The organism is Streptomyces lonarensis, assembly GCF_012033735.1.
Taxonomy (GTDB): Bacteria; Actinomycetota; Actinomycetes; order Streptomycetales; family Streptomycetaceae; genus Streptomyces; species Streptomyces lonarensis.
Window position 1 is genome coordinate 1 of the sequence record NZ_JAAVJD010000349.1, and the last position, 3815, is coordinate 3815.

A 3815-nucleotide genomic window follows, 5' to 3' on the forward strand; every position below is an offset into this window, starting at 1 on the left:
GGCCGGTGCCGCCGCACGGCTTCGGCGGCCCGGTCGCCGGGTGGCGGCCCGGCCTGCGCCGGCGCGCAGGGCGGTCAGGCGACGGGGGCGTGGCGGTCAGCCGGCGAGGGCGGTGCGGACCGTCTCCGCGAGCGGCGTCGTGGAGCGGCCGAGCAGCGCGGGCAGGTCACCGGTGACGGCGGCGAGCGCCCCCTTGGAGACCTTGACGTCCGAGTCGACGAGCAGCGAGACCACGAAGTCGGGCAGGCCCGCCTCGGTCAGCGCCTCGGCGTAGCCGTCGCCGCCCAGGTCGCGGTAGGCGACCTCGCGGCCGGAGACCCGCGCCGCCTCGGCGGCGAGGTCGGGCAGGGTCCAGGTGGCGTCGCCGGTGAGCTCGTGGATGCGGCCCGCCTGGTTCTCGGAGGTGACCACGATCGCGGCGGCCTCCGCCAGGTCGGAGCGGGAGGCCGAGGCGATGCGGCCGTCCCCGGCCGCGCCGACGATCTCTCCGCGCTCCACGGAGTCGGCCAGTCCGGCGGTGTAGTTCTCGGTGTACCAGCCGTTGCGCAGCAGCACGGTGGGCAGCCCGGACTCGGCGAGCGCCCCCTCGGTGTCGCGGTGGACGCGCGCGAGGTCGAGGGTGTTGAAGTCCGCTCCGACGAGCGAGGTGTAGGCGACGAGGCCGACCCGGGCCTCCCGGGCGGCGGTGACGACGGCGCGGTGCTGCTCGATGCGCCGGTCGTCGGGCCCGGTGGAGGAGACGAAGAGGAGCGTGTCGGTGCCGCGCAGCGCGGCGGGCAGGGTCTCCGGCCGGTCGTAGTCGGCCTGCCGCACCTCGACACCGCGGTCGGCCAGGTCCGCCGCGCGCTGCGGGTCGCGCACCACGGCGGCTATCCCGGCCGCCGGTATGTCGCGCGCGAGCAGGTGCTCGATCGCGAGGCGGCCGAACTGACCGGTGGCACCGGTGACAGTGATCATCACGTACATCCTTCGGTTCTGCGGTGCTGGGCCGACTGTGGCCGGGCCCGGAGGGGGACGTCGGTACGGCGGGCCGTACCGTGCGGGTACAGCACCCAATCTACGCTGCGAATTCCGCAGCGCAAACTTTTCGAAAGTTACTCTCTTTCCGGCGGTACGATGGGGCCATGAGCGAGACCCCCCGGGCCGCCGCGGCAGGCGCCCTCCCCGCACGGCCGGAGACGGTGACCGCGGACGAGCCCTTCGACGTCTTCGCACGCGCCTGCCCCTCCCGCCCCGTGCTGGAACACCTCACCGGCCGATGGGGGACGCTCGTGCTCGCCGCGCTGCGGGAGGAGCCCGCCCGGTTCAACGCCCTGCGCCGCAGGGTCGACGGCATCAGCGAGAAGATGCTCGCCCAGACGCTCCAGTCACTGGAACGTGACGGGTTCGTCCACCGCGAGGTCCACGCGGTGCTGCCGCCGCGGGTGGAGTACCGGCTGACCGGCCTGGGCCGGGAGACCGCCGGCAGGCTGCTCGCCCTCATCGACCTGCTGGAAGCCGAGATGCCGACGGTCCTCGGGGCGCAGCAGCGCTACGACCGCGCACGGTCGGAGGCGGCGACGGGCGAGGGGTGAGCGCACCGCGCCCCGGGGCCGCAGCCGCAAGGGGTGGGGCCCCGCCGGGCGCGGGCGCGGGCGCGGCGCAGCTGACGCGCGCGGGTGCTGTGCGGGGTGGGTGCTGTGCGGGTCGGGTGCTGTGCGGGTCGGGCGCGGCGCCGCCGCCCGTCACCGCTGACCAGCACGTTCCCCGTCGGCCCGCGCGGTTCGGCCGAGCAGCTTCGCCCTCCGCCGTTCGCAGTCCAGCACGGTCGCCTCCGGGACGGCCGCCGACCGCCCGCCCGGTGCGCGTCGCGGTCTCGGCGCCGCGGACAGCGAGGGGGCTCGGAGACTCGGGGCGGGCCCCGCGGGGCTCAGGGCTGGCGGTCGCCGCCGTCGGACCCGGGCGGCTCGCCGTCGCCCGGGTCGGGGTCCGGGTCCGGGTCCGGTGAGGGGTCCGGATCGGGGTCGGGCGAGGGGTCCGGGTCGCTCGGCCCGGGGTCGGGCGCCTGCGGCCCCTGCCCCTCGATGGTGACGACGGCACCGGTGGGCGCGACGGTGACCCGCCCCTGCCAGTGGCCCGCCGGTTCGCGCTCCCGGTCGACCGTGACCAGGAAGGTGACCTGCTCGCCCGGGCGCAGCGTGCCCGAGCTCTGCCCCAGCCGCAGCCACCCGGCGTCGGTCGAAGCGCGCCACTCCACCGGCGACCCGCCGGAGGCGGTGAGCGTGACCCTGGTCCCGGAGGAGGTGGCGACGGCTTCCACGGCGAGCCGGCCGGGACCGGGGGACGCGCTGTCGGAGGCGGGCGGTGTCGGGTCGTCGGTCGAGGGGTCCGGCTCGTCGTCCTCACCGGGCTCGGTCTGCGCACCGTCGTCCGCTCCGGCCCGCTCCTCCGGGTCGCCGCCCTCCTGGGACGGGGTGCGCCCGGTCTCGTCCGAGCTGCCCGCACGGCCGGCGTTCTCGTACGGGTACTCGTACTGGTCCCGGCCCGAGCGGTCGTCGTCGGCCGCGGCGGGGGCGCCGTGCGACTCGCCTGTCACGGGCGCGCTGCGGTAGGCCGCCCAGAGCGCCAGCGCGGGCGCCGCCAGCACGGTGGCGACCACCGTCGTCGTCACCGCACGGCTGCGGAGCCGTTCGCGGCGCGCGGCGCGGTCGCGCTCGTCGAGCGGGAACCCGGCGCGGTCGACCTTCGGCGTGTGCTGCGCCCGGGTGCGGAGCGCGGCGGTGCGGGCGGCGTGCACCTCGGCGCGGGGCGCGGGGAGCACCGTCAGCCGCTCGGCGGCGACCGGCGCCGTGCCGGGCCAGCCGTTGCCGGCCAGCGCGCGCTGCGCGCTGCGGCGGCAGACGGGGCACTCGTCGACGTGGCGCACCAGTTCGCGCCGCAGCCCGGGCGCCATGAGCAGCCGGTCGTGGCCCGCGAGGACACTCACCACGGGGCAGCCGCCCGCGTCCACCGCTGCCAGCGCGCCGCGGGCGCGCTCGACCTCGCACGCCCCGCTGGTGAGCAGGGCGCGGGCGTCGTCCTCGGACCGCCGCAGCACCCGGCCGACCTCGGCGGGGGTGAGCTGGTGGCGGACCGTCAGCTCCAGCGCCTCACGCTGCTCGGGTACGGTGCCGGCCGCCTCGGGCCAGGCCAGCGAGGCGAGTTCACGGCGCCGCGCGTCGGGGTCCGACGCCACGACCCGCGGCACCACGGGGGCGTGGCCCTCGCGGTCGCGCTGCTCGGCGAGGCGACGCAGGCAGCTGTGGCGGGCGAGGGCGTAGAGCCAGGCGCGGTGGAGGTCCCGTGCGGCCGGGCGCTTGCCGTGTCCGTGCAGCCGCTCGGCGTGGGCGAGCGCCTCCCCCAGCGCGTCGATGGCCGCGCCGTGCTCGCACATCACCGACAGGCAGTAGGTGAACAGCCCGTCGAGGTAGGCGTCGTCGTACGCCTGCCCGGGGCGGCGCCCGTGGTCGGCGGACGGACCACGGCGCGCGCGGGAGCTGTGGGCGTGCCGGGTACGCTCGCGGCTGCTGGACATCACCCCTGCGACGCTAGGCGCCCCATGGGCCCGGACCGCCACACACGGCACAAGGTTCCACCTATCGGGTGACGGATTGTGGCTGTTTCGGCACCCGTGACGGGCACCGGGCCGTCGTCGGCGGGTACGGGGGCCGGAGCACCGGCCGGGCCGCGCTACCGCGGGCGCGGTGCCCCCGCGGTAGGGCGGCAAACCCCCGCGCGCCGGGCTTTCGAAGCCGATCAGATCCCGCCCTCCCAGTGGAAGAACGTCCTCCGCGGCC

3 protein-coding genes are annotated in these 3815 nt (G+C 77.2%); 1 reads left to right on the top strand and 2 read right to left on the bottom strand.

Annotated features, from left to right (window positions below):
- Positions 1 to 96: 96 nt before the first annotated feature.
- Positions 97 to 957: an SDR family oxidoreductase gene (locus HCN56_RS24215; protein ID WP_167974583.1), complete on the bottom strand. Its 861-nt coding sequence runs from the start codon at positions 955 to 957 to the stop codon at positions 97 to 99.
- Positions 958 to 1124: 167 nt separating this feature from the next.
- Here HCN56_RS24215 and HCN56_RS24220 point away from each other — a divergent pair, with 167 nt between their 5' ends.
- Positions 1125 to 1574 (top strand): winged helix-turn-helix transcriptional regulator, encoded by a 450-nt coding sequence (locus HCN56_RS24220; RefSeq protein ID WP_167974585.1) that lies wholly within the window; start codon positions 1125 to 1127, stop codon positions 1572 to 1574.
- A 335-nt stretch (positions 1575 to 1909) separates the two neighbouring features.
- On the opposite strand, the gene HCN56_RS27090 is transcribed toward HCN56_RS24220, so the two are convergent.
- Positions 1910 to 3553, bottom strand: a complete 1644-nt coding sequence (locus tag HCN56_RS27090) for a BACON domain-containing protein (protein WP_209313137.1) — start codon at positions 3551 to 3553, stop codon at positions 1910 to 1912.
- Between the last annotated feature and the right edge of the window lie 262 nt (positions 3554 to 3815).